This window comes from Microbacterium sp. RURRCA19A (genome assembly GCF_900156455.1).
Lineage (GTDB): Bacteria > Actinomycetota > Actinomycetes > Actinomycetales > Microbacteriaceae > Microbacterium.
Genome location: NZ_FTNQ01000002.1, coordinates 34,370 through 60,375, shown reverse-complemented (window position 1 = coordinate 60,375; position 26,006 = coordinate 34,370). Strand labels below are relative to the sequence as shown.

The window sequence follows — 26,006 nt, the reverse complement described above, 5'->3', positions numbered from 1 at the left end:
GTTGGTGATGAATTTGCCGTGAGTTATGTTTGTGCGACGCGCGCCGAAGATGTCGCGCACATCGCTCAATTCATCCCCCCGTTTGGAGCGCACTATGGGTCGTACCCTGCGTTCGGCCGCGGTCATCGCATTGGCCGGGCTGTTCACCGCTGCCGGAGTCACCTCCGTGCAGGCTGCCGTCGTGGACGAGGGGGTGACACCCCCCACACCCATCGAATCCGCCACCGGCCGGTACATCGTCGTGCTCGACGAGGCCCCGGTCGCGACCTACGACGGCGGCGAGGCCGGCCTTCGCGCCACGAAGTCCGACGATGCGCGTCTCGACACCGGTTCGGACGCGGTCCGCGAGTACTCGGCCTTCCTCGAGCAGCGTCAGCAGGACGTCGCCGCCGAGGCCGGAGTGGATGCCGACTATTCCTACACGCTGGCCGTGAACGGCTTCAGCGCGGCGATGGACCCGAACCAGGCGGCGAAGCTCGCGGCCACGAAGGGCGTGCAGAAGGTCGTCCCCGACGAGATCCGCCACCCGGCGGCCGTGCCGTCGACCGAGTTCCTCGGTCTCGAGGGCGACGGCGGCGTGTGGCAGAAGGTCGGCGGGATCGACGCGGCCGGCGAGGGTGTCGTCGTCGGTGTCATCGACACCGGCATCGCGCCCGAGAACCCGTCGTTCGCGGGCGACCCGCTCGGTACGACCGCGGGCGACGAGCCGTACCTCGACGGCAACGACGTCGTGTACCGCAAGGCCGACGGCACCGACTTCCGGTCGCCGCGCGTCGCGACCGGCGACGGCTGGTCGGTCGACGACTACTCCACGAAGCTCGTGGGCGCGCGCTACTTCGATCAGGGTGCCGCCGCGACCGGTTTCACCTTCGAGGCCGACTACCGCTCTCCGCGCGACGGCGACGCGCACGGTTCGCACACCGCGAGCACCGCCGCCGGCAACAACGGCGTCGAAGCCAGCGTCGAGGGCATCGACTTCGGCGCGATCTCGGGAGTCGCCCCGGCGGCCAAGGTCGCCGCCTACAAGGCGTGCTACTCGGGCCCCGACCCGCTGGTCACCACCGACGACGTCTGCGCGCTGAGCGACCTGCTCGGGGCGATCAACGCCGCCGTGGCCGACGGCGTCGACGTGATCAACTACTCCATCGGCGGTGGGGCGGCCACGACCACCCTCGCCCTCGAGGACGCGGCGTTCTTCAACGCCGCCGCCGCGGGTGTCTTCGTCGCCGTCTCGGCGGGCAACTCCGGCCCCGACGCCTCGACCGCTGACCACGCGTCGCCCTGGTACACCACCGTCGCGGCCTCCACGATCCCCACCTACGAGGGCACCGTGAAGCTCCCGAACGGCTTCCAGGCCGCGGGCGCGTCCGTGTCCGTGCGCGCGGGCGAGGACGTCACCGGGCCCGTCGTGTACGCGGGTGACATCGCGGCATCCGGAGCCGACCCGGCCGACGCGGCCCTGTGCCTGCTCGGATCGCTCGACGCGGCGCAGGCCGCGGGCAAGATCGTCGTCTGCGACCGCGGGCAGAACGCCCGCATCGAGAAGTCGCAGGCCGTGAAGGAGGCGGGCGGGATCGGCATGATCCTCGTCAACGTCACCCCCGCCTCGGTCGACAACGACTTCCACTCCGTGCCGACCGTGCACATCGACGCGCGGTACCGCGACGACCTGCTCGCCTACGTGCAGGGGACCCCGGATGCCACGGCCACGCTGATCGGCGAGAACGTCACGGGTGTCGAGACGCCGACGCCGCAGGTCGCCGGCTTCTCGAGCCGCGGACCGATGCTCGCCGACGGCAGCGACGTGCTGAAGCCCGACATCTCGGCTCCCGGTGTGGCGATCCTCGCCGCCGCCGCGAACGCCGAGGGCGCGGCTCCCACGTTCGAGTTCCTCTCCGGCACGTCGATGTCGTCGCCGCACATCGCCGGTCTCGCCGCGCTGTACCTCGGGGAGCGGCCGCTGGCCACGCCCGCCGAGGTGAAGTCGGCCATGATGACGACCGCGTACGACACCGTGGACGTCGACGGCGCCCCGGCGCAGGACCCGTTCGCGCAGGGCGCCGGACACGTCGACCCCACGAAGTACTTCGATCCGGGGCTGCTGTACCTCAACGGTCCCGCCGACTGGGCGGCGTTCCTGCAGGGCAAGGGCCTCGAGGACTCCGGCGTCGAGCCGATCGATGGCAGCGACCTCAACCTCGCCTCCATCTCGATCGGTTCGCTCGCGAAGCCCCAGACCGTCACCCGCACGGTGACGTCCACGCAGGCGGGCACGTTCACGGCATCCATCGACGTCCCCGGCCTGGATGCCACGGTCGAGCCGTCGACGCTGACGTTCGGCGCCGCGGGCGAGACGCAGGACTTCACGGTCACGTTCACCCGCACCACGGCCCCGGCCGAGGAATGGACGACCGGGTTCCTGACCTGGACGAGCGGCGACAGCCATGTGCGTTCGCCCATCGCCGTGCGTCCCACGACCGCCGAGGCCCCGGCCGAGGTCGCGGGCGCGGGGCTGTCGGGTTCGACGAACGTCGAGATCCTCCCGGGCGTCAGCGGCGACCTGCCGCTGACGGTGTCGGGTCTCTCGGCCGTCACGCTGCTGACCGATCCCGACAACCCGGTCGACGGACACTCCGGCAACCAGGACTCGGGTGACGCGGACGGTTACGTCCGGTGGATCGTGGACGTGCCCGAGGGGACGACCCTCTCGCGCTTCGACCTCGACTCCTCCGACGACACCGGCAGCGATCTCGACCTGTTCGTGTCGCGTGTGGTGAGCCCCGACGACCTCCGGTACTACGAGCGGTTCACCTCGGCGACCGGTTCGGCGGACGAGCGCGTGTCGCTGCCGAACCCGACCCCGGGCACGTACCTCGTCGAGGCGAACATCTACTCGTTCACCGCGCCGTTCACGTGGGACATGTCCTACGCGAACGTCCAGCCCGGCGGCGAGGGTCAGCTGACGGCCACGCCGAACCCGATCCCGGCCGAGCAGGGCGTCGCCACCTCGTACGCCCTGTCGTGGCAGGGACTCCAGCCGCAGACGCGGTATCTCGGAGTCGTGCAGTACGGCGAGTCCAGCGTGCAGACGGTGCTGACGGTCGACTCCGGCCAAGCGGCACCGGTCGTCGTGGAGGCGCCGACGGTGTCGGGCACGGCCAAGCTCGGCCGCACCCTGACCGCCACGGCAGGGACGTGGGATCCGGCCGAGGTCACCACGACGTTCCAGTGGCTGCGCGGCGGCGAGCCGATCCCGGGGGCGACGTCGTCGACCTACCGGGTGACGCGCGCCGATCTGGGCACCGTGCTGACGGTGCGGGTGACCGCGACGTCGACGGCCACCGGTCTCACCGGCACGGCCGACAGCGCGGGCGTCCCCGTCGTCGTCGCCTCGTTCACCACCGTCACGGTGAACCCGTGGGTGGGGCGCAGCTCCGACACGTACACCCTGACCGTGAAGGTGCGTCCGCTCGCCGGGCCCACCCCGACGGGAGAGGTGACGGTGACCGTCGCCGGGAAGCCCTACACGGCGACCCTCGAGGACGGCCGCGCCACCATCACGCTCGACCCGCAGACGCGGGGCCTGCGCGTGGTGACCGTGAAGTACTCGGGCAGTGAGACGGTCGAGGCCTCCACCGCGCACAGCGCGTTCATCGTGCTGCGCTGATCCGCAGCACCCGCGCGGCGTCCGGGCTCCGGCTCGGGCGCCGCGTTCGCGTGTGCGGGCCGGGCTCGGGCGGGCCGATCGACGCCGAGACCGCATCCGCGCGACGAACCCACTGCACGCTGCAGTGGAGATGTCGGGCGGGCGCAGTCTCGCGGGACGCGCGACCCGCGCTACACCCGACGCCGGCGCGGCGTCAGGCGCACCGCGGGGAGCGGCGGGGCCGGGACGCGCTCGGGGCCGTGGTCGACGACCGCGCCGAAGCGCGCAGCGCCCGCCTCCCACGCCTCCCGCGCCTCCTCGATCTCGTCGTGTGAGCGGCCGACGAAGTTCCACCACATCACGATGTCGGCCTCGAACGGCTCGCCGCCGAGCAGGAACACCCGCGCGCCCTCCGGCGCCGTGATGTCCACGTGGTCGCGGCCCGTCCCGAGATAGAGCAGTCGCGTTCCGTCGACGGATGCCGTGCCCCCGGTGCGCGCGAGGGGCACCGGGCGTTGCGCGGCGTCGGCGTCGGTGGCATACACCCCCGTCTCCACATCGGCGGAGCCGATCATTCCGGAGAGGGCGTATTCCCAGTCGGCCCGCAGCGGTACACGCACCACGACCCCCGGGGGCAGGCGCAGCTCGGCGCCCACGATCGGGGTGTGGACGGTGGCGGGGGAGGAGACACCGCCGAGTTCGCCCATCACGACGACGGCGTCCGCCCCGTCTCCGAGGTCGAGCACCGGCAGGTGCTCGTGCCGTTCGAACGCCGGCGGGCCGTGGCGGCGCGACTCGGGGAGCGCGACCCAGAGCTGCAGGGCGTCGAGCGGGATCGGCTCCTCACCGACCGAGTACTCCGAGTGCGCGATGCCCTCGCCGCTGGTCATGAGGTTGAGCGCGCCGGGACGCACGACGACGTCGCTCCCGACGGCATCCCGATGCCGCACCTCTCCGATGATCGGCCAGGTCACCGTCTGCAGGCCGATGTGCGGGTGCGGTTCGACGCGCATCACCGTCTCCTGCGGGCCGAAGCGGTCGAGGAAGCACCACGCGCCGACCATCGGCAGCGCCCGGTGCGGGAGCGTGCGGTGCACCTCCATCGCCCGGACCCCTCCGAGGGGCACTTCCCGCGCTTCGACGACGAGCGCGCGCGGGCCGTCGCAGTCGACGGGACCTTCGGATGCCGGCGGCGCGACGTCGAGCCTCGTCACGCCGGTTCGCTCGGGTCGGCGGAGTCGGCCGCGTCCTCGTCGGCCGGCCAGTCGATCACGAGGCCGGGAACGTCGTGCTCGTGCAGGTAGTGCACCACGAACGGGCAGGTCGGGATGATCGTGTCTCCGCGGCGCGCGAGATCGGCGAGTGCTTCGCTCGCGAGCGTCGAACCGAGCCCCTTGCCCTTGAATGCGGAGTCGATCTCGGTGTGCGGCAGCACGACGCGCCCCTCGCCCGCGGGTCGGAACTGCAGGATGCCGCCCAGTTCACCGTCCACGAACACCTCGTAGCGGTGCGCCTCGTCGTTACGGCTAACGGTCACTTCGTCGGTCATGTCGCCTCCGGTCGTCGGTTCCTCCGTCAACGTTCGCAGGGCGCGCGCTGTTCCGCCATCCCCGTGCGCGGGAACACCGGCCGTCGATCTCGCGCGAGGGAGGGGATACCGGGAGCGGAGGACCCGAAGGCCGGGGAACGTCCTCCCTCCGCCGAATCTCCTCCGCTCGCGCTCGCGGAGACGCGAGACGTTCTCCACCGATGTGCGACGGGCGTCGGATCGGTGTCGGTGCCCCGGGTTACCGTGGTCAGGTGACATTCCCCGGCGCCGCCCCCGAGCCGTACGCCGACGCGCCCCCCGAGGCGTACGACGATCCCTACGCGGGTGCCGACTGGGACCCCGATCTCTTCGCCCCGCCCGAAGACCCCGACGCTCCGCCCCCGCCGATGGATGCCGCGATGTCGCCGTTCGCCCGCGCCGCGGTCGCGACCGGGACCGCCCGCGAGCTCCCCGACGTGCGCGACTTCACCGGGCGCGACCCGCGCGAGGTCCTGCACGAGGTCTACGGTTACGACGCCTTCCGCGGCGATCAGGGTGCGATCGTGCAGCAGGTCATCGACGGCGGCGACGCCGTGGTGCTCATGCCGACCGGCGGTGGCAAGAGCGTCACCTACCAGGTGCCCGCGCTCGTGCGCCCCGGCACGGGCCTCGTGGTGAGCCCGCTCATCGCGCTCATGCACGACCAGGTCGATGCCCTCGTCGCCAACGGTGTCCGCGCGGCCTACCTCAACTCGACGCAGGCCCCCGCCGAGCGTCAGGCCGTCGAGCAGGCGTACCTCGCCGGCGACCTCGACCTCCTGTACGTCGCGCCCGAGCGTCTGAACGGTGCGCAGACGCTCGGCCTGCTCTCACGCGGCCGGCTCAGCGTCATCGCGATCGACGAGGCGCACTGCGTGTCGCAGTGGGGTCACGACTTCCGTCCCGACTACCTCGCGCTCGGCGACCTCGCCGATCGCTTCCCGGGCGTCCCGCGCATGGCGCTCACCGCCACCGCGACGCCCGAGACCGCTCGCGAGATCGTCGAGCGGCTCCGGCTCCGCGACGCCCGCACGTTCGTGGCGAGCTTCGATCGCCCGAACATCCAGTACCGCATCGATGCCAAGGTGGATCCGCGCCGTCAGCTGGTGTCGTTCATCCGCTCGCAGCCCGAGGGGTCGGCGGGCATCGTCTACGCGCTGAGCCGCAAGAGCGTGGAGCAGACCGCGGCCTACCTCGCCGCGCAGGGGCTCGACGCCCTTCCGTACCATGCGGGTCTGGATGCCTCGATCCGCGCGGCGAACCAGTCGCGCTTCCTCCGCGACGACGGCGTCGTCATGGTCGCCACGATCGCCTTCGGCATGGGCATCGACAAGCCCGACGTCCGGTTCGTCGCCCACATCGATCTGCCGAAGTCCGTCGAGGGTTACTACCAGGAGACCGGCCGCGCCGGTCGAGACGGCGACCCCTCGGTCGTGTGGATGGCGTACGGCCTGGGCGACGTGGTCCAGCAGCGCCGCATGATCGACCAATCCCCGGGTGACCGCTCCTACAAGATGCGGCTCGGTCAGCACCTCGACGCGATGCTCGCCCTGTGCGAGACGGTCGGATGCCGTCGGCAGAACCTGCTCGCCTACTTCGGCGAGCAGTCCGAGCCGTGCGGCAACTGCGACACGTGTCTCACGCCCCCCGACACGTGGGACGGCCTCATCGCGGCGCAGAAGCTGCTCTCGACGATCGTCCGCCTGCAGCGGGAGCGCGGTCAGGCCTTCGGCGCCGGTCATCTCATCGACATCCTGCGCGGCGCGAAGACCGACCGGATCGCGCAGCAGGGGCATGATCGCCTCAGCACCTACGGGCTGGGGGCCGACCTGTCCGACCAGGATTGGCGCAGCGTCATCCGGCAGCTCCTCGCCCGCGGCATCATCGTGGCCCAGGGCGACTACGGCACGCTCGCGCTCAGCGAGGCCTCGGGCGGGGTGCTCCGCGGAGAGACACCGGTTCCGCTGCGTCGCGACGCGCTGGGGCGGTCCGGCGGAGGCTCGAGCCGACCACGGAAGTCGAGCGCGGACGACGTCGCCCCCGGCGACCGCGACCTCTTCGAAGCCTTGCGTGCGTGGCGCGCGGAGCAGGCCCGCGAGCAGGGCGTCCCGGCCTACATCGTGTTCGGTGACGCGACCCTGCGGGCGATCGCGGCGGCACGTCCGGCGTCCCTGTCCGATCTCGACGGCATCACCGGTATCGGTGCGAAGAAGCGTGAGGCCTACGGTGACGGCATCCTGACCGTCGTCGCTCAGAACTGACGCATCTCCGGAACCTCCGGGATGTTGACCCCCCACAACCACCGGCGGCGCCCTCTCCGCATCTCGTTGTGTACACCTCACACAACGTTTGATCGGATGTTGTGGGACTCCTACCGTGGAGGCATCCCTTTGCAACGTCGAAAGGTGCCGAAATGACCGACGCCGCCGTCCGTCCCACCACGCCCGCCACGAGCACGCGCACTCCCGTCGGGGGTGCGCCCACCGCCGCGCACTCCGCCGCCGAGGCCGCGGAGAGCCGCATCGACATCGAGCGGGTCACCGACCTGCTGCTCGGGACGTGGGCCGACACGCGCCGCGAGGCGCGCGCGATGCTGAAGGACCCGATCTTCTGGCGGGACGACAGTCTCGGCATGGACGCGCACCGCGAGCGCACCCTCGGCCAGCTGCACGAGCTCGTCGCGCGCAAGGCCGTGCACCGTGCCTTCCCGAAGCGGTTCGGGGGCGAAGAGAACAACGGCGCGAACATCGCCGGCTTCGAAGAGCTCGTCGCGGCCGACCCTAGCCTGCAGATCAAGTCGGGCGTCCAGTGGGGCCTATTCGGTTCGGCCGTGCTGCAGCTGGGCACCGAGAAGCACCACGAGAAGTGGCTGCCCGGCATCATGAGTCTCGAGATCCCGGGCGCCTTCGCCATGACCGAGACCGGCCACGGCTCCGATGTGGCCGCCATCGGAACGACCGCGACGTACGACCCCGACACCGAAGAGTTCGTCATCCACACCCCGTTCCGCGGTGCGTGGAAGGACTACCTCGGCAACGCCGCCCTCCACGGCAAGGCGGCGACGGTGTTCGCGCAGCTCATCACGAACGGCGTCAACCACGGCGTGCACTGCTTCTACGTTCCGCTCCGCGACGACGAGGGCCGCTTCCTCCCCGGCATCGGCGGCGAGGATGACGGTCTCAAGGGCGGCCTGAACGGCATCGACAACGGTCGTCTGCACTTCGACCAGGTCCGCGTGCCCCGCGAGAACCTGCTCAACCGCTACGGCGATGTCGCCGCCGACGGCACGTACTCCAGCGACATCGCGAGCCCCGGCCGTCGGTTCTTCACGATGCTCGGCACCCTGGTCCAGGGGCGCGTGTCCCTCGACGGCGCGGCCGCGTGGGCGTCGGCCATCGGCCTGACCATCGCGATCACCTACGGCAACCAGCGGCGCCAGTTCGATTCGGGCAGCGGAACCCCCGAGGTCACTCTCCTCGACTACGGCAAGCATCAGCGTCGCCTCCTGCCGCGCCTGGCGACCACGTACGCCGAGATCTTCGCGCACGACGAGTTCCTGCAGAAGTTCGACGGCGTGTTCAGCGGTCGCCTCGACACGGACGCCGACCGCGAAGACCTCGAGACCCTCGCCGCCGCGCTGAAGCCCCTGTCGACGTGGCACGCGCTGGACACCTTGCAGGAGTCGCGTGAGGCGTGCGGCGGTCAGGGCTTCCTCTTCGAGAACCGGTTGGTGGGCCTGCGCGCCGACCTCGACATCTACGTGACGTTCGAGGGTGACAACAACGTCCTGCTCCAGCTCGTCGGCAAGCGCCTTCTCGCCGACTACGCGCGACAGTTCAAGGGCAAGGATGCCAAGGCCCTCGCCGCGTTCGCGGTGGGGCAGACCGCCGGGAAGCTGTTCCACGGCGCCGGTCTCCGTCAGCTCGGGCAGGCCGTCGCCGACCGCGGGTCGACCGCGCGGTCGGTCGAGAACGGTCTGCGTGCTCAGCAGCAGCACGAACTGCTCGCCGACCGCGTGCAGCAGATGATCGCCGACATCGCGGGGCGCCTGCGTCCGGCATCCAAGCTGTCCCGCGAAGACGCGGCGGCGCTCTTCAACGAGAACCAGGCCGAGCTGATCGAGGCCGCGCGGGCGCACGGCGAGCTGCTGCAGTGGGAGGCGTTCACCGACGCCATCAACCGTGTCGGCGGCGACGACACCCGCCAGGTGCTGACGTGGCTGCGCGACCTGTTCGGCCTGCAGCTCATCGAGAAGCACCTCGCCTGGTACCTGATCAACGGACGTCTGTCGACGCAGCGCGCGGCGGCGGTGTCGAGCTACATCGACCGGCTGTGCGTGCGGCTGCGTCCCCACGCACAGGACCTGGTGGATGCCTTCGGCTACGGCCCCGAGCACATCCGCGCCTCGATCGCGACGGGCGTCGAGGACGACCGGCAGAACGAGGCGGCGTCGTACTACGCGGCGCTGCGCGCCGCGGGCAACGCTCCGGTTCCGGAGAAGAAGCCCGCCAAGTAGGGCCCGGGCGGCGGGCGGTGGTCACGACGACTGCCGCCCGCCGCCATGTCCGGGGTTCCGTCTACCCTGGGCGCATGATCGACCTCCTCACCGCTTCCGACGGCGTCACCCGGTGCGGGTGGGTCGGTGACGACGCCGAGTACCGCCGGTACCACGACGAGGAGTGGGGCACCGAGCTGCGGGGCGATCGGCCGCTGTTCGAGAAGATGAGCCTCGAGGGCTTCCAGGCGGGCCTCTCGTGGATCACGATCCTGCGCAAGCGGCCCCGCTTCCGCGAGGTGTTCCACGGGTTCGAGCCGTCGGTCGTGGCGGCGTTCGGGCCCGACGACGTCGAGCGCCTGCTCCTGGATGCCGGGATCATCCGCCACCGCGGGAAGATCGAGGCCGTGATCGGCAACGCCACGATCGTCGCCGGCATGGCCGAGGGGGAGCTCGACGCGCTGCTGTGGTCGTTCGCGCCCGCCGCGCACACGCCTCCGTCGACGTTCGCGGGAGTCCCGGCGGTGACGCCCGAGTCCGAGGCGATGAGCAAGGAGCTCCGCCGCCGCGGATTCCGCTTCGTCGGCCCCACCACCATGTACGCGCTCATGCAGTCCTCGGGCATGGTCGACGACCACGTCGCCGGGTGCTGGCGAGCGGTGGCCTGACCGCACCCGCTAGACTGGTGTCCGGAGCTCTCGCTCCCCGCGTCGTCGAACGCACCTGCCCCCCAGCGTGGGCCTTTGACCTTCACGGCGAACGGATGCGCCACCCGGCGCCTTCGCCCATTGCAGCCGCAGTATCGCGGCATCCCGAACCGCCGTGCGTGCGTGCGCGCCGGCAGGAGACTTCATGACGTCCCAGACTTTCACCGACCTCGGCGTGCCCGCGCCGCTCATCGCCGTGCTCGCCGAGCAGGGCAAGAACGAGCCCTTCCCGATCCAGGCCGACACCCTCCCCGACACCCTCGCCGGGCGCGACGTGCTCGGGCGCGGCAAGACGGGCTCGGGCAAGACCCTCGCCTTCTCGCTCCCGCTCGTCGCGCGCCTCGCGGCGAAGAGCGACCGTCGCCGCGGCCGCAAGCCCCGCGCCCTCGTGCTCGCCCCCACGCGTGAGCTCGCGAACCAGATCGACGAGGTCATCAAGCCCCTCGCCGCCGCCTACGACCTGACCACGACCACCGTCTACGGCGGCGTGAACCAGAAGCGCCAGGTCGACGCGCTGGCCGCCGGTGTCGACATCCTCGTCGCGTGCCCCGGCCGCCTGGAAGACCTGATCGGTCAGGGATTCGCGAGCCTCGATGCCGTGGAGATCACCGTTCTCGACGAGGCCGACCACATGGCCGACCTGGGCTTCCTGCCGGGCGTCACCCGTCTGCTCTCGCGGACGCCCGCCGACGGACAGCGCCTGCTCTTCTCGGCGACCCTCGACAACGGCGTGGACAAGCTCGTGAAGCGCTTCCTCCGCAACGAGGTGCTGCACTCCGTCGACGAGGCCCACTCGCACGTCGCCGCGATGACGCACCACGTCTTCGTCCCCGCGGACGCGGATGCCAAGAAGCAGCTCGTCGAGACGCTCGCCTCGGGCACCGCTCGCCGCATCCTCTTCATGCGCACCAAGCACCAGGCGAAGAAGCTCGCGAAGGCGCTGACGGCCGCCGGCATCCCGTCGGTCGATCTGCACGGCAACCTGTCGCAGCCGGCCCGCGACCGCAACCTCGCGGCGTTCGGCGAGGGCCGCGCCAAGGTGCTCGTCGCGACCGACGTCGCGGCCCGTGGCGTGCACGTCGACGGTGTCGAGCTCGTGGTCCACGTCGACCCGCCCGTCGAGCACAAGGCGTACCTGCACCGTTCGGGCCGCACGGCGCGCGCGGGTTCGGCCGGCGACGTCGTCACGATCATGCTGCCCGAGCAGCGTCGCGACACCCTCGACATCCTGCGCAAGGCGAAGATCGACGTCACCCCGCAGCCCGTCACCTCGGCCTCGCCCGAGGTCGTCGCGCTCGTCGGCGAGGTCGCCCCGTACGTCAAGCCCGAGCCGATCGTCGCTCAGCCCCAGGGCGGTGGGCGCTCGCAGGGTGCCAACGCGCAGCGCAAGCGCGCGGCCCGCGGCCAGGGATCCACGGATGCCGCTCCCCGCACGTCCGCTCCCGGCGAGGGACGCCGTCGCCGCGGTCGCGGTGCCGGCCAGTCCGCCCCCGCGGCCGACGCGGCGCAGCCCGCACGTCAGGGCCAGCGCTCGGGTTCGGGCCGCGGTCAGGGCGGCGGCAACGCCCGTGGCGGCGCGAACACCGCCCGTCCGCAGGGCGCCGGACGCTCGGCATCCGGTGCTCCCACGACGGGCATGGTCGTCGGCCGCGCCCCGCGCACGAACCGTCGCGCCCAGGGCTGACCCCGCTGCTCGTCGCCCCGCGGATCCGTCCGCGGGGCGACGTCGTCTCTGCGGCGCTTTCCCCGCGTGCGCGGCCGCCGCCGCCGTCGTGCGGAGTTCGTGGGCGACACGCCGGTTCGGGATGCCGTGCCTCGGCGTGTCCGGTACGAACTCCGCAGGAGGGACCACGGACGCCGGACACCGGCGCCGTTCCGGTCGCGCATGTCGGAGGTCTCGGGCACACTGAGGGGCGACCCAGCCGAGGAGGCCGCCATGACCGATGCCCCCGCCGACGCCCATGACGTGATCCGCGTGCGCGGTGCGCGTGAGAACAACCTCAAGAACGTCGATGTCGACGTGCCCAAGCGGCGATTGACGGTGTTCACGGGCGTGAGCGGGTCGGGCAAGTCGTCTCTGGTGTTCGGCACGATCGCCGCCGAGTCGCAGCGGTTGATCAACGACACGTATCCGACGTTCGTCCAGCAGTTCATGGGGCAGCCCTCGCGTCCCGAGGTCGATGCGCTCGAGAACCTCAGCGCGACGATCCGCGTGGATCAGGAGCGCATGGCGCCCAACTCCCGTTCGACCGTCGGCACGGCGACGGACGTGCACGCGATGCTGCGCGTGCTGTTCAGTCGGCTCGGCCGGCCCCACGTCGGTTCGTCGCAGGCGTTCTCCTTCAACGTCCCGTCCCTCTCGGGCGCCGGAGCGGTGACGATCGCGACGGGGGCGCGCAAGGGCCAGAGGGAGCGGCGGTCGTTCGAGATCACGGGCGGGATGTGTCCCGACTGCGAGGGTCTCGGCCAGGTGAGCGACATCGATCTGACGCAGATCGTCGACGAGTCGCTCTCGCTCAACGACGGAGCGATCCTCGTGCCCGGGTACACCGCCGACGGGTGGATGGTGCGCGTCTTCGCCGAGGCGGGCTTCTTCGACGGCGACACCCCGGTGCGCGACTTCACCCCGGAGCAGCGACGGCTCTTCCTGTACGGCGAGCAGCAGAAGGTGCGGATCGCCAGCACCAACATGACGTACGAGGGTCTCGTCCCGAAGATCACGAAGAGCATGCTGCAGAAAGACCGCGACGGTCTGCAGCCGCACATCCGCGCCTTCGTCGATCGCGCGGTGACGTTCGTGCCGTGCCCCGCGTGCGACGGCACGCGGCTCAACGAGGGCGCGCGTTCGTCGCGTATCGCCGGGGTCAACATCGCGGATGCCGCGGCGATGCAGATCACCGACCTCGCCGCCTGGGTGCGCACCGTCGACGATCCGTCCGTCGCCCCGATCGTCGACGGACTCCGTGACACCCTCGACGCTTTCGTGCACATCGGCCTCGGCTACCTCTCCCTCGACCGTGCGAGTGGCACGCTCTCGGGCGGCGAGGCGCAGCGCACGAAGATGATCCGTCATCTCGGGTCGAGCCTGACCGACATCACCTACGTCTTCGACGAACCGACCGCGGGGCTGCACCCGCACGACATCCAGCGGATGAACGACACCCTCCGGCAGCTGCGTGACAAGGGCAACACCGTCCTCGTGGTCGAGCACAAGCCCGAGGTCATCGAGATCGCCGACCACGTGGTCGACCTGGGTCCGCGCGCGGGACGCGACGGTGGAACGGTCCAGTACGAGGGGGACGTCGCGGGGCTCCGCGCGTCCGCCACGCTGACCGGTCGGTTCCTCGACCATCGGGCGCGGCTCAAGCCCTCGGTCCGCGCGAGGACCGGCGCGATGTCCGTCCGCGGGGCGTCGCAGCACAACCTGAAGAACGTCGACGTCGACGTCCCCCTCGGCATCCTGACCGTCGTGACCGGGGTCGCGGGATCGGGCAAGTCGTCCCTGATCCACGGCAACCTCCCCGTGTTCGACGACGTCGTCGTCGTCGATCAGTCGCCCATCAAGGGATCGCGACGCAGCAGCCCCGCGACCTACACCGGGATCCTGGATGCCGTGCGCTCCGCGTTCGCGAAGGCGAACGGCGTCAAGCCCGCGCTCTTCAGCGCGAACTCCGAGGGGGCGTGCGCCGCGTGCAACGGGCTGGGCGTGATCGTCACGCAGCTCGGCTTCCAGTCCACGGTCGAGACCGTCTGCGAACTCTGTGCGGGCACGGGCTTCGCCGACGAGGTGCTCGAGTACACCCTCCACGGCAAGAACATCGCCGAGGTGCTGCAGATGTCGATCGCCGAGGCGTCGGCGTTCCTCACCACGGGCGCGGCCGTCGCGGTGCTGGGGCGGCTGATCGACGTCGGCCTCGGGTACATCACCCTCGGCCAGTCGCTCAACACCCTGTCGGGCGGGGAGCGCCAGCGCCTGAAACTGGCGATCTCGATGGCCAAGAGGGGAGCAGTGTACGTGCTCGACGAGCCGACGACCGGTCTGCACCTCACCGACGTCGACACTCTTCTCGCGCTGCTCGATTCGCTCGTGGATGCCGGCAACACCGTCGTCGTGATCGAGCACCATCAGGCCGTCATGGCGCACGCCGATTGGATCATCGACATCGGCCCGGGCGCGGGACGCGACGGCGGGTCCATCGTGTTCGAGGGGACACCGGCCGACCTCGTCGCCGCCCGTTCGACGCTCACGGGCGAGCACCTCGCGCGCTACGTCGGGGCCTGAGGGCTGCGGCGCTCAGGCCGGGGGAGCGACCGTCGCGGTGTGCAGGTGTCGGTCGCCGTGGGCGAGCACCTTCACGATGACGCCGCGCTGACGCAACTCCGCCACGGCGCGGGACGCGTCGGTGCGCGAGACCCCGAGCGCTTCGACGGTCGTGACGACGAGGACGTCGCCGCGGGTCAGCGTGAGGAAGAAGCGGTCGAGGCGGGCCGCCCAGTCTTCGAGCGTCTCGGGCGCCGGGTGGCGGAATCCCTCGATGGGGACGCCGAACCGGGTCAGGTCGTCGCGCTGTTGCACGACGGAGGGAAGGCCGGCACGCGAGACGACCAGTCCGACCAGGCGCGATCCGGCGGGACGTGCACGCCACCACGTGCCGTCGCCCTGCATCTCGGTGAAGCACTGCGGGCAGTCGGCCGCGGTGTGGGCGACGGGGACGGCGGCGCTCGTGGCGTCGGCCGATGACGTCGACGTCGGGATCGGATCGCTCATGGGCACCTCCACCTCCATTCTGCCGCACGTCGCAGCCCGCACCGGTGAGGCCGCACGATCCCGGCCGGCAGGCGGGTGCCGCCCTAGTCTTCGCCGTCGATGCGCAGTTCGAGGCTCAGCTGGTCGGCGTCGAGCTCGGCGAGGGCGTGACGGAGCGCCGCGGTGCTGTAGCGCCCGTCGTGACTGATGCGGTTGAGTTCCTGGCGCATCGCGTCGATCGAGGCGAGCCGCAACTCCAACAGGTCGCGCGCCCGCGCGGTGACGTCGTCGTCCGGCGGGCGGGTCAGTCGTGCGCCGGCGCGCTCGACGAGATCCGCGGGGAACGGCTCGCCGTTGCGGCGCGCGAGCGTGCCCGACGTGACGGCGGCCACCGCGGCCTGGCGCAGCTCGGCATCCAGGGAGTGCTGTTCCTCCCGCGTGGGGCCCTCCCCTCCCTCCTCCGAGAGACCGACGCCGCGGACCACCGCCGCGAGGGTCAGCCCCTGCAGGAGCAGGCTGAACAGCGCCACGAGGAAGGCGACGAAGATGAGGAGCGGGCGGTCCGTGACGCCCTCGCTCGGGAGCGTCTGGGCGGCGGCGAGGGTCACCACACCGCGCATCCCCGCCCACACGATGATCACGCCGTGGCGCCAGCCGAGGGGACTGTCGCGGTAGTAGTCGAGATCGGCGACGGTGCGCGTGACCCGTCGGCGCACCCACGAGAATCGCCGCTTCGTGCGCGCCGGATCGGACACGCGTCCGGCGAAGGCTTCGGGATCGGCGCGGTACGCCTCCTCCAGCTGATCGACGGGTTCGCCGATGCGTTCGGCGCGTTCGCGGTGCCGCGGGTGCCGCCGACTCCGCCGGCCCTGGAGCCAGATCAGACCGGCGACGTACAGGGCGCGAACCCCGAGGGCGATGCCGAGCGCGGAGAGGGCGAGCCACGTGCCGTACCAGAGGCCCTCATGCTCCTTGAGGTTCGCGCCGACGATGTCCTTCAGCTCGAGGCCGAAGACCAGGAAGACGCCGCCCTCGAGGATCAACTCGATCGTGCGCCAGTTGACCCGGTCGCTGACCCGCTGTTCCGGGGTGAAGCGCCGGGCGGCGCCCTGGCCCGTCACGATGCCCGCGACCACGGCGGCGACGAGACCCGAGCCGCCGAGATGCTCGGTCGGGAGGTAGGCGATGAAGGGAACGGTGAAGCTCAGCGCGGTGTTGGCCGCCGGGTTGGTCACGCGCTCGCGGACCCGCAGGTTGCCCCATCCGACGAGCGCGCCCAGCGCGAGCGCCAGCAGCACACCCCAGGCGAAGTTGGCGACGGCGTCGCCGAAGGCGAACCCGGATGCCACGGCCGCCACGGCCGTGCGCAGGAGCACGAGCGCGGTCGCATCGTTCAGCAGACTCTCGCCCTCGAGCAGCGTCACCACGCGGGGCGCGATTCCGAGACGCTTCGCGATCGAGGTGGCCACGGCATCCGTCGGACTCAGGATCGCGCCCAATGCCACGCCGAGCGCGAGCCCCATGCCGGGAATGACCGCCGTGAAGAACAGGCCGAGCCCGAGCGCGCTCAGCACGACCAGCAGCACCGAGAGGCCGGCGATCGGCGCGAAGTCGCGGCGGAACTCGATGGCCGGCAGCTGCACCGCCGCCGAGTAGAGCAGCGGGGGCAGCACGCCGATGAGGATCACCTCGGGCGGGACGGCGAACGCCGGGACGAACGGCAGCAGGCTCACGCCGAGCCCGATGGCCATGAGGACCAGCGGACCGGCGACGTTGAAGCGCGGAGCGATCACGGTGACGAGCGAGATCACCACGATCCCGCCGACGACGATGAGAAGGGGGTCGACCACGCTCCGAGGCTAGCGCCGCGACCGTCCCGATGACGACGCGCGCGTCAGCTCTCGGCGCGCACGGCGTCGGCGACCGCCCCCAGTCCCGTGAGGGTTTCGGTGAAGCTGGTCGAGAGCGGGGCCAGTCCGATCCGCAGGCCGTCGGGGTCGCGGTAGTCGGGGATCACGTCCTGCTGCCACAGTCGCGCCGTGACCGCCCGCATCGTCGGGTGGGACAGTGTCACGTGTCCGCCGCGTTCCGCGGGGTCCCGTGGCGAGGCCAGGGTCACACCGAGCGGGCTCAGGATGCCATCCCCCACTCGTATCGCGAATTCGGTCAGGGCCACCGACTTCGCGCGGATCGCGGCGATACCGGCGTCCTCGATCAGGTCGAGCGTGTCGCGCATCGCGAGCATCGCGAGCACCGGAGGCGTTCCCGACAGGAAACGCCGCATGCCGTCGGCCGGGTGGTACTCCGGTCCCATCGCGAAGACGTCGGCCGCGCCCATCCAGCCTTGGATCGGCTGAGCGAGCGCTCCCTGGTGCCGCGTGGCGACGTAGGCGAACGCGGGCGCCCCGGGGCCGCCGTTGAGGTATTTGTACGTGCAGCCGACCGCGAGATCGACCCCCCACGCGTCGAGCGCGATCGGGACGGAACCCGCCGAGTGGCAGAGGTCCCACAGCACGAGCGCGCCCGCGTCGTGCGCGATGCGGGTGAGGTGTTCGGCATCCGCGAGATATCCCGAGCGGTAGGACACGTGGCTGAGCAGAACGACAGCGGTGCGGGGGCCGACCGCGGCGCGGAGCAGGTCGGCATCCACTCCGCGCGCGGTGTCGACGTCGATCCACACGACGCGCGCACCGCGTTCCGCGGCGATGCCCTCGACGAGATACCGATCGGTGGGGAAGTCGTCCCGGCCCACGACGATCTCCACGCGGTCCGGGTCGGACGAAGAGCGTTCGGCGAGGGCCGCCCGCAGCAGTTTGTACAGCAGGACGGTGGTGGAGTCGCCGATGACGGTCTGGCCCGCGGCGGCCCCCAGGGCCAGTCGTCCCACCCGATCGCCGATGTGGAACGGCAGATCCATCCAGGACTCGTCCCACCCGCGGATGAGGCGCCCACCCCACTCCGTGGTGACGAAGTCGGCGAGTCGATCCGCCGTGACGCGCGGCGGCCGTCCGAGCGAGTTGCCGTCGAAGTAGACCAGCGATGTCTCGGCTCCGACGAACGCCGCGCGGTGCGTCGACAGGGGATCCGCGGCGTCCAGGGCGCGGGCCTCGGCGGTGAACGGTTCAGTCGACACGGCTGAGCTCCTCGGTCGGGACGACGACCGCGTGCGACAACCACGTCGCGATGTCGTCGGGGTCGGCGGGTGCGGGGCCCGCCACGAACGTGCGGACACCGTCGGGGCCCGAGCGGGCGGGCCAGGGGTCGGTGAGGGATGCCACGAGGGCATCGCCGCGGATGCCGGCGTCCTGCAGCGCCAGGAGCTCGCGGCGGTTGACGCCGAGGGGGAGCGGGCCGTTGCCGAGGTCGGTGCCGTAGAGCACGCGGCCCCCGCGCGCCGCGAAGCCGGCCAGGTGATGCACCGCGCGGGTGCGGGCGGCGCCGCGGTGGATGTCGAGCGTCGAGATCCACACCTGTCCGCTCTCCGCGGCGCGCGCCGTCAGCCGCCGGGACGGGGCGCCGTCGAACGGCGTGTGGGCGAGCGCCTCCACACCGACGTCGATCGCCCGCTCGACCTGCCCGGTGCCCTGCGCGTGCGCGACGACGGGCAGGCCGCGTTCCCGCGCCGCGGCGAGGATCGCGGTGAGGACCTCGTCCGACGGCACAGGGCCGGCGTCGGCGTTCAGGGCGACCTTGATCACGGAGGCGCCGGCATCGGCCTGCGCGTCCACCGCGGTGCGGGCGCCGCCCGGTTCGCCGGGATGCCGCGAGGCGTTCGAGACCGTGTGCACGATCGCATCCGGAGCCCAGGAACGTCCACCGGGGTACCCGCCCGGCGCGGTGAGGAAGGCGCCGGCGAAGGTCACCCTCGGAAGACCCGGCGCGAGGCGCGCGAGTGCCGCCGGGTCGCCCCCGAGGTCGAGGACACCGGCGATCCCCCGCCCCGGCAGCGCGGAGAGGTCGACCAGGTGGGCGTGGACGTGGTGGTCGACGAACGCGGGAAGCGCCGTTCCGGTCTCACCGGTCGCGCGTCGGCGGACAGGCCACGCGGCGGCGAGCATCGGGCGCGGGCTCAGATCAGCGACAGCTCGCGGAGCTTGGCCTCGACGTCGGCGTTGGAGGGCTCGACGTGGTGCGAAGCGTCGGGGTAGACGACGACGGGGATGTTCGTCCGGCCCGAGATCTCCTTGGCCACGTCGGCTGCCGCGGGGTCGGCCACCAGGTCGACGTACTCGTAGGCGACGCCGAGTTCGTCGAGCTGCTTCTTCGTGCGGATGCAGTCGCGGCACCAGTCGGCGCCGAACATGCGGATGGATGCGTCGGACATGCTTCCAGGGTACGCCGCCGACGCGGCCTCCGGCCTCGGGCCGCCTCAGGCGGCCAGTTCGTCCTCGAGCGTCTCGGGCAGCGGGAGCTGTGCGAGACGGCTCTTCTTGGGGGCGTAGACGACGAGGGCGTGGTACATGAAGCGGACGATGAACGCCGCGATCAGCGTGAGGGCGGTCGCGATCACGACGTGCAGGTGCGCTTCGCTCACGAGCAGCCAGAGCAGCGGGATGCGCACGAGCGCCTCGATGCCGTTGAACGTGAACGACTTCAGGAACCGGTGGCGCATCAGCCCGGACTCGGCGCGCATGTCGGCGAAGACGAGGTACTCGAGCGCGAGGAAGTTGCCGATGATGGTCAGCACGCTCGCGATCACCGAAGCGATCAGGTACTGCACGCCGACGCCCGTCAGCGCCCACGTGATGAGGAGGTTCGCCACCGCGCCGAGACCGCCGACGACGGCGAACGCCGACATGCGGCCGAAGCGCAGCATCGTGAGCTGGGTCAGGAAGCGCATGCCCTGGCTGAAGGAGGCCTTCGACTCGCCGGCGAAGCGCGGGGCGAACGAGAACGGCACCTCGGCCACGCGCATCTGCTTGCGGGCGAGGATCTCGAGAAGGATCTTGAAGCCGCGCGGACGCAGGTCCTCGACGTCGAGCGCACGGCGGTCGATGAGGAAGAAGCCCGTCATCGGGTCGGAGCAGTTGTGCAGCTTGCGCGGGAACATCGCCTTGGTCAGCAGGGTCGACGCGCGGGAGACCATCGTGCGCACGGCATTGGCCAGGCCGTCGGACGTGCCGCCGGCGATGTAACGCGACGCCACGACCACATCGGCGTCGCCCATCTCGGCGCGGGCGAGCAGCTCCGCGATCACCTCGGGCGGGTGCTGCAGGTCGCCGTCCATGACGACGCAGAAGTCGGATGCCGCGGCCCGGATGCCGTCGACCACGGCGCCGCCGAGGCCGCCGACGGGCTGGTCGCGGTGGAGGAGGCGTACGGGGATCGATGCCTGTTCCGCGACGGCACGGATGACGTCGGGTGTGTCATCCGTGGAGTCGTCGACGAAGAGGATCTCGACGTCGCGACCGGGAAGCGCGGCCGTCGTTCGACGGACGAGTTCGGCGACGTTCGGACCCTCGTTGAAGGTCGGAACGATGACGGATAGGTCCATGGATGCTCGCGTTTCGGTGAAGCCGGAAGTACACAGCGTAGAACGGCCGACGCGTGCCCAAATGAGGATTGTGCATCATTTGGCTGAGAGCTAGCGGGACGTTCACCCCCCGGGAGCGGTGCCATGGGGCGGCCATCAGCCGATGGCATCCTTCAGATCGTCCACGGTCATGCCGTAGTTCATGCGGATGACGGGGAGCGCGAGCTTGTCGGTTCCGACCCGCACGTACCCGTGTTCGACGGTGCGACCGAGCTCGAAGCCCGCACGGCGGAGGCCTTCCTTGGTCGTGTCGTCGTAGTGCCCGAAAGGGTAGGCCACGACCTCTTTCGCCCCGAGGATCTCGGCGGACTGCTGGAGGTCGGCGGCGATGGTGTCGGCGTCCTCGTTGACCATGCGCCCCTTGCCGTTCGCCCCCGCGCGGTGCATGTCGTGCGTGTGGGAGCGCTGCAGGACGAAGCGGTTGGGCGTTCCCTCGGTGCGCGCCGAGGTGATGACGAACGACGTGGTGAGGAGGTTCCGCCCGTCCACGACGGGTGCCGCCTGCTCGAGCCACGTGCTGTCGGCGTCGTCGTCGGTGATGATGACCGAGCGCTTCGGAAGGAACACGGCCCCGTCGATGAAGGCGCTCAGCTCGTCCCACGTGGGCAGGTAGAAGCCGGATTCCTGGATGTAGGCCATCTGCGCGTCGAAGTCGCCGATGTAGGTGTAGTTCGCGCGCAGCCAGGTGTCCTCGCCCTCGGGATTCCGCGTGAACTGGTGGTACATCAGGATCGGGATGCCGGCGTCCTCCGCCGCGTTCGCCTCGGGCGTCGTCCAGGCGGCGTACAACGTCTTCTCGCGCGCGGTGCACGAGACGAGGTCGGCCCCGTTCACGCGAGCGGGGAGCGACAGGGCGGCGGCGTCGCCGGGGCTGGCGTACCAGCCGGCGAAGACGCGGCCCTCGGCCCGCGGGATCGGGAGCGTGTCGAAGCGCAGGTCCTGCGTCTGGAGTTGAGGGGCGAGCGAGATGCCGTCGCCCACGAACGATACGGCGCACGCCTTCGGATCCGTGGTCGTCGACAGCAGCGTCTGCGCCGCCGTGAGGGGCGTCGGGGTGGGAGTGGACGTCGGGCTCGGCGTCGGCGGGGTCTCCGCCACGGGCAGGCCGGCCGACCCGCGCAGCACCGCGAACAGGGACACGCCGCCCGCGATGAGGGCGACGGCGACGACTGCGACGATCGTGCGCCGCAGGCGAACCCGTCGCGAAGTGAGGCGGCGTCGTTGCGCGCGCGTGACCATCGAATCTTCCCCCCGGGTTGCGACGATCGTCCCCACGATCACGGCGATCCTAGCCGGACGTCTCTCTCGATCACGGATCAGCGGGTGCGGGACGACACGGGATGATGAGGGGATGATCCGCATCGGCATCGTCGGCACCAGTTCCATCTCCGAGCGTCTGGTGGACGCCGTGCGCACCGTGGACGGCGTCGGACTCGGCCCGGTGGCGTCGCGCGACGCGGTCCGGGGACGGGAGTTCGCCGAACGGATCGGAGCGCCGGGAGCGGCCGACGGACTCGAGGGGCTCCTCGACGGCGGCGACATCGACGCCGTGTACATCGCCAGCCCCAACTCGGTCCACGCCGCGCAGATACGGACGGCGGTGGATGCCGGCATCCCGGTGCTCGTCGAAAAGCCGGCGACGCTCACGGCCGAGGAGTGGGAAGGTCTCGTCGCACACGCGCGCGGGCGCGGTGTCGTGCTGCTCGAGGCCATGCGCACGGCCTACGACCCCGGCATCCGCGCGATCCAGGAGGTGCTGCCGCGACTCGGCCGCGTCCGCCGGGTCTCGTTCCGGTACGAGAAGCGCTCCGCCCGATACGACCATGTGCTGGCAGGCGAGCGGACGAACATCTTCGACCCCGCGCTCGGGGGGAGCGCCCTCCGTGACCTGGGCGTCTACCCCCTGCACGCCCTCGTCCTCCTGTTCGGTGCGCCACGCACCATCGCGGGAGCGCGCGTGGGCATCGCCTCGGGCACGGACGGACTCGGCAGTGCGATCGCCGAATACGACGATTTCGTCGCCGATGCGGCCTGGTCGAAGATCACCGACACGTCCCTGCCGAGCGAGATCCAGGGGGAGGACGGCTCGCTCGCGATCGACGCCATCGATGCGCCCCGGCGGCTGGTCCTCACTCCGCGCGCCGGTGTGCCCGAGGTCATCGACGTCACCGCCGCCGAGAACCCGATGGTCGGGGAGGTCGAGCGTCTGCGCGAAGCGGTGCGCGGGGCCGACATCGCCGTCGACCAGGACCGCACCGCCCGCACGCTGCGTCTCGTCGACGCCCTCCTGCGCTGAGCATTCACCCGCCGTTTCCCCTCCCGCGGTAGGAAGAGCGGATGACACGAGCCGGAACCGTTCCCGAGGTCTTCCTCGCGTTCCTGCGCCTGGGAGTGACGTCCTTCGGTGGACCGATCGCCCACCTCGGCTACTTCCGCGACGACCTCGTCACCCGCCGGCGCTGGATGGACGACCGCGCCTACGCCGACCTCGTCGCCCTGTGCCAGTTCCTGCCGGGACCCGCCTCCAGCCAGGTCGGCTTCGCGATGGGCCTGCAGCGCGCCGGCGTCTTCGGCGCGCTCGCGGCGTTCCTCGGCTTCACGCTGCCCTCCGCCGTGCTGCTCGTGGCGTTCGCCGCCGGGGCGTCCCTCTTCGGTGGCCCGGTGGGCGGCGGCATCCTGGAGGGTCTGAAGATCGTCGCGGTCGCGATCGTCGCGCAGGCCGTGTGGGGGATGGCCCGCTCTCTCACCCCCGACGCTCCTCGCGCGGGGATCGCCGTGGTCGCTGCCGCGCTCGCGCTGTCCGTTCCGGGCGCGGTCGGGCAGCTCGGGGCCCTGGCGATCGGCGTCGTCGCGGGTCTCGTGCTGCTGCGCGCGGTCGTGGAGCAATCGGGGGAGTCGCTGCCCTCGTTCGGTGTGCCCCGGGCCGTCGCGGTCGGATGCCTCGTGGTCGCGGGCGCCGCGCTCGTCGGTCTGCCGCTCCTCGCGGCGACCACTGGGTCGGGGCTCATCGCGCTCGCCGACGCCTTCTTCCGGTCCGGCGCGCTCGTCTTCGGGGGAGGCCACGTCGTCCTGCCGCTCCTGCAGGCCGAGGTCGTGCAGACCGGATGGGTGTCGCCCGACGCGTTCCTCGCGGGCTACGGCGCCGCGCAGGCCGTTCCCGGCCCGCTGTTCACGTTCGGGGCGTATCTCGGCGCCGTCTCGTCGGTCGGTCCCGGCGGTGTCGCGGGAGCGGTGGTCGCGCTCACGGCGATCTTCCTCCCGGGGTTCCTCGTGCTCGTCGGGGTCCTCCCGTTCTGGGACGCGTTGCGCGATCGACGCCGCGTCCGCGCGGCGATGCGGGGGGCGAACGCGGCCGTCGTCGGCATCCTCGGGGCCGCGCTGTACACCCCGGTGTTCACCACGGCGGTCACCGGCCCCGGGCCGTTCGTGCTCGCCCTGGTGGGGTTCGTGCTCCTGACGGCGTTCCGCATCCCGGCGTGGGTCGTCGTGATCGTCGGGGCGGTCGGCGGGATCCTGCTCGCCCTGCTCTGAGAGTCGGCTGAGCCTGCGTGTCGGGAGGAGTGACACCGGGTTCCGCCTTTGGCAGGATGAGCGCACGGCATCGTCGCCGCGTCGGTATCGAAGGAGATCCCGTGTTCCAGAGCCCCTACCCGCGCATCGCCGTTCCGTCGCACAGTGTCTACGACCACCTCTTCGGCTCGCTCGACGAATCCGATCTCGAACGTGTGGCCCTGATCGATCCGGCCACGGGTGACGAAACGACGTACGGTCGCCTGCGGGCGCAGGTGGACGCGTTCGCCGGGGCGCTGGCCCACCGGGGCGTCGGCACCGACACGGTGATCGCGCTGCTCTGCCCGAACATCCCCGCGTTCGCGACGGTGTTCCATGGCATCCTGCGCCTGGGTGCCGTCGTCACGACGGTCAACTCCCTCTACACCGCCCACGAGATCGAGACGCAGCTGAGGGATGCCGGGGCCACCTGGCTCGTCACCGTCTCCCCGCTGCTCGGTCCCGCCGCCGAAGCCGCCGCCGCGGCCGGCATCCCCGACGACAGGGTGATCGTGCTGGACGGCGCGCCGGGGCACCTCGACCTGCGGTACCTGCTCGCCGAGCAGCGCACCCCGCCGGAGGTCGACTTCGACCCGGAGACGCACGTGGCGGTCCTGCCGTACTCTTCCGGGACGACGGGCGTGCCGAAGGGCGTCATGCTCTCGCACCGCAACCTCGTCGCCAATGTCGACCAATGCCGCGTGAGCATCCGGCTCGGGAGCGACGATCGCGTCCTCGCCGTGCTGCCGTTCTTCCACATCTACGGGATGACGGTGCTCCTGAACCTCGCGCTCCGCCAGCGCGCGACGCTCGTGACGATGCCGAAGTTCGATCTGCTGGCGTTCCTCCGCTGCATCCAGGCGCATCGGTGCACGTTCCTGTTCATCGCGCCGCCGATCGCGGTGGCCCTCGCGAAGCACCCCGTCGTCGACGACTTCGACATCTCGAGCGTCCACACCGTGTTCTCGGGCGCGGCGCCCCTCGACGGTGAGACCGCCGAGACCGCGGGTCGCCGCATCCACGCGCGGTTCTTCCAGGGGTACGGGATGAGCGAGCTCAGTCCCGTCTCGCACGCGATCCCACCCGAGCGCGACGACATGCCCGTCAGTTCGGTCGGCGTGCTCGTCCCGAACGTCGAGGCGAAGCTCGTCGACACCGAGACCGGTGCGGAGATCGACGAGCACGGGGCCGACGGGCTGACCGCTCCCGGGGAGCTGTGGGTGCGTGGTCCGAACGTGATGCTCGGCTATCTCCATCGGCCGGATGCCACCGCCGACACGATCGACGCCGACGGCTTCCTCCACACGGGCGACATCGCCACGCACCACGTCGACGGGTACTTCACGATCGTCGATCGGCTCAAGGAACTCATCAAGTACAAGGGGTATCAGATCGCCCCCGCGGAGCTCGAGGCGCTGCTGCTGTCGCATCCGAAGATCCAGGATGCCGCCGTCATCGGCGTCCTCGACGACGACAAGCAGGAGATCCCGAAGGCGTTCGTCGTCGCCGCACCGGGCGCTGAGCTCACGGCCGACGACGTCATGGCCTTCGTGGCGGCCGAGGTCGCGCCGCACAAGAAGGTGCGGCGCGTGGAGTTCATCGACGCGATCCCGAAGTCCGCGTCGGGGAAGATCCTGCGCAAGGACCTGCGGGCGCGGGAGGTCTGACGCCGCGCCGCGCGTTGAGTGTCCAGGACACGCGGGCTGCCGCGCGCCACATCCGCGTGTCGGGGACACTCAGGCGGAGGAGGCGGGGGCGCCGG

The 26,006-nt window shown here is 71.2% G+C and carries 18 protein-coding genes; 9 read left to right on the top strand and 9 right to left on the bottom strand.

Going from position 1 to position 26,006, the window contains the following annotated elements:
• The first annotated feature begins 94 nt into the window (after nucleotides 1-94).
• On the top strand, nucleotides 95-3,667 hold the full coding sequence (locus BW982_RS08255; protein ID WP_076492103.1) for a S8 family serine peptidase: 3,573 nt from the start codon (nucleotides 95-97) through the stop codon (nucleotides 3,665-3,667).
• A 170-nt stretch (nucleotides 3,668-3,837) separates the two neighbouring features.
• Here BW982_RS08255 and BW982_RS08250 read toward each other — a convergent pair whose 3' ends face one another.
• Entirely contained in the window at nucleotides 3,838-4,860 is a 1,023-nt protein-coding gene (locus BW982_RS08250) for a pirin family protein (protein WP_076492101.1), read from the bottom strand.
• On the bottom strand, nucleotides 4,857-5,195 hold the full coding sequence (locus BW982_RS08245) for a GNAT family N-acetyltransferase (protein WP_076492099.1): 339 nt from the start codon (nucleotides 5,193-5,195) through the stop codon (nucleotides 4,857-4,859). The genes BW982_RS08250 and BW982_RS08245 overlap by 4 nt, the downstream gene beginning before the upstream one ends.
• Before the next feature lie 251 nt (nucleotides 5,196-5,446).
• Between BW982_RS08245 and recQ the strand changes: the two genes are divergently transcribed.
• From recQ to BW982_RS08220, 5 genes are all read left to right on the top strand, one after another.
• Nucleotides 5,447-7,474 carry a DNA helicase RecQ gene (gene recQ, locus BW982_RS08240; protein ID WP_076493581.1) on the top strand — a complete coding sequence of 676 codons (2,028 nt, stop codon included), beginning with the start codon at nucleotides 5,447-5,449 and terminating at the stop codon, nucleotides 7,472-7,474.
• Between the two features lie 152 nt (nucleotides 7,475-7,626).
• Nucleotides 7,627-9,729 carry an acyl-CoA dehydrogenase family protein gene (locus tag BW982_RS08235; protein ID WP_076492097.1) on the top strand — a complete coding sequence of 701 codons (2,103 nt, stop codon included), beginning with the start codon at nucleotides 7,627-7,629 and terminating at the stop codon, nucleotides 9,727-9,729.
• Between the two features lie 74 nt (nucleotides 9,730-9,803).
• Nucleotides 9,804-10,376, top strand: a complete 573-nt coding sequence (locus tag BW982_RS08230) for a DNA-3-methyladenine glycosylase I (protein WP_076492095.1) — start codon at nucleotides 9,804-9,806, stop codon at nucleotides 10,374-10,376.
• 184 nt (nucleotides 10,377-10,560) lie between these two features.
• The gene (locus tag BW982_RS08225) at nucleotides 10,561-12,099 is read left to right on the top strand and encodes a DEAD/DEAH box helicase (protein ID WP_076492093.1); all 1,539 of its coding nucleotides are present in this window, start codon (nucleotides 10,561-10,563) and stop codon (nucleotides 12,097-12,099) included.
• A 252-nt stretch (nucleotides 12,100-12,351) separates the two neighbouring features.
• On the top strand, nucleotides 12,352-14,697 hold the full coding sequence (locus BW982_RS08220) for an ATP-binding cassette domain-containing protein (RefSeq protein ID WP_076492091.1): 2,346 nt from the start codon (nucleotides 12,352-12,354) through the stop codon (nucleotides 14,695-14,697).
• A 12-nt stretch (nucleotides 14,698-14,709) separates the two neighbouring features.
• Here BW982_RS08220 and BW982_RS08215 read toward each other — a convergent pair whose 3' ends face one another.
• The 7 genes from BW982_RS08215 to BW982_RS08185 all read right to left on the bottom strand — a co-directional run bounded on the left by BW982_RS08215 (nucleotide 14,710) and on the right by BW982_RS08185 (nucleotide 21,934).
• Nucleotides 14,710-15,183, bottom strand: coding sequence for a dehydrogenase (locus BW982_RS08215; protein ID WP_076492089.1), 474 nt, complete (start codon nucleotides 15,181-15,183; stop codon nucleotides 14,710-14,712).
• A gap of 83 nt (nucleotides 15,184-15,266) precedes the next feature.
• Entirely contained in the window at nucleotides 15,267-17,012 is a 1,746-nt protein-coding gene (locus tag BW982_RS08210) for a cation:proton antiporter (RefSeq protein ID WP_076492087.1), read from the bottom strand.
• Nucleotides 17,013-17,056: 44 nt separating this feature from the next.
• Nucleotides 17,057-18,295, bottom strand: coding sequence for a kynureninase (locus BW982_RS08205; RefSeq protein ID WP_076492085.1), 1,239 nt, complete (start codon nucleotides 18,293-18,295; stop codon nucleotides 17,057-17,059).
• Nucleotides 18,285-19,220 (bottom strand): amidohydrolase family protein, encoded by a 936-nt coding sequence (locus tag BW982_RS18495; RefSeq protein WP_076492083.1) that lies wholly within the window; start codon nucleotides 19,218-19,220, stop codon nucleotides 18,285-18,287. The genes BW982_RS08205 and BW982_RS18495 overlap by 11 nt, the downstream gene beginning before the upstream one ends.
• 11 nt (nucleotides 19,221-19,231) lie before the next feature.
• Complete coding sequence (locus BW982_RS08195) at nucleotides 19,232-19,486, bottom strand: glutaredoxin family protein (RefSeq protein WP_022879717.1); 255 nt, start codon at nucleotides 19,484-19,486, stop codon at nucleotides 19,232-19,234.
• 45 nt (nucleotides 19,487-19,531) lie between these two features.
• Complete coding sequence (locus tag BW982_RS08190) at nucleotides 19,532-20,656, bottom strand: glycosyltransferase (protein ID WP_076492081.1); 1,125 nt, start codon at nucleotides 20,654-20,656, stop codon at nucleotides 19,532-19,534.
• A 135-nt stretch (nucleotides 20,657-20,791) separates the two neighbouring features.
• A complete protein-coding gene (locus BW982_RS08185) occupies nucleotides 20,792-21,934 on the bottom strand; it encodes a polysaccharide deacetylase family protein (RefSeq protein ID WP_076493579.1) in 1,143 nt (380 codons plus the stop codon).
• A gap of 112 nt (nucleotides 21,935-22,046) precedes the next feature.
• Between BW982_RS08185 and BW982_RS08180 the strand changes: the two genes are divergently transcribed.
• The 3 genes from BW982_RS08180 to BW982_RS08170 all read left to right on the top strand — a co-directional run bounded on the left by BW982_RS08180 (nucleotide 22,047) and on the right by BW982_RS08170 (nucleotide 25,911).
• On the top strand, nucleotides 22,047-22,991 hold the full coding sequence (locus BW982_RS08180) for a Gfo/Idh/MocA family protein (protein WP_076492079.1): 945 nt from the start codon (nucleotides 22,047-22,049) through the stop codon (nucleotides 22,989-22,991).
• A 41-nt stretch (nucleotides 22,992-23,032) separates the two neighbouring features.
• Nucleotides 23,033-24,226: a chromate efflux transporter gene (chrA, locus tag BW982_RS08175; RefSeq protein ID WP_076492077.1), complete on the top strand. Its 1,194-nt coding sequence runs from the start codon at nucleotides 23,033-23,035 to the stop codon at nucleotides 24,224-24,226.
• A 101-nt stretch (nucleotides 24,227-24,327) separates the two neighbouring features.
• On the top strand, nucleotides 24,328-25,911 hold the full coding sequence (locus BW982_RS08170; protein WP_083696594.1) for an AMP-binding protein: 1,584 nt from the start codon (nucleotides 24,328-24,330) through the stop codon (nucleotides 25,909-25,911).
• The last annotated feature ends 95 nt before the right edge of the window (nucleotides 25,912-26,006 follow it).